At 40.9% G+C, this 548-nt stretch carries 1 protein-coding gene; it reads left to right on the top strand.

Features of this window, described 5'->3' with window-relative positions:
• Positions 1-449 (top strand): hypothetical protein (locus tag J5X92_RS20900; protein ID WP_208806432.1); only part of this gene is annotated, 449 nt, incomplete at its 5' end.
• Positions 450-548 lie beyond the last annotated feature (99 nt).

Below are 548 nucleotides of genomic sequence, written 5' to 3'. Positions count from 1 at the left end.
GTTATGCATCAGGAGTAGTCATGGAGCGAATGCCTCTGTCAAAAGAGCCACTCAGCCAGTATTTGCTGTCAAAGATGGCTACATCAGATACGTTTAGCTTAGCAATTTCTTCGGCTATGCTTGGAAGCGCTTTATCAACAATTCGCCCTGAAAGCTTGCTCTGGGGCATAGCTGGCTTATTTTCATTGTACCTTTTCATTAGTGACTACATAGGAGAAAGTGAGGTCACTATTTTAATTAAGAATATTTCGTCGTTTAAAACATACTCAATTCTCACTTATATCTCAGTCGCTCTTTCGGGCTTTCTTTTAACTTTTGACGCAACGCTTCTTTTTACTTTCGTTGTGATTTTTCCTGTCATAATTAATGCATTCATGGTCCGTCCATTTGTATTCGTCAACTTATATAAGAAAAACTATACTAGGTTGTTTGGGGTTATTGATGCATAACAACTCAATCAACACACTCACTTCGTTCGCTGGGACGCATACACGCAGGGCGGCTTCGCCATTATGCCCTACGTGCCTGCGCCCGTTATTGAAAAGTTA

Source organism: Alteromonas sp. K632G (genome assembly GCF_017653625.1).
Lineage (GTDB): Bacteria > Pseudomonadota > Gammaproteobacteria > Enterobacterales > Alteromonadaceae > Alteromonas > Alteromonas naphthalenivorans.
Note: the sequence above shows the minus strand (reverse complement) of the source record. Positions and strands in the feature narration are given on the sequence as shown.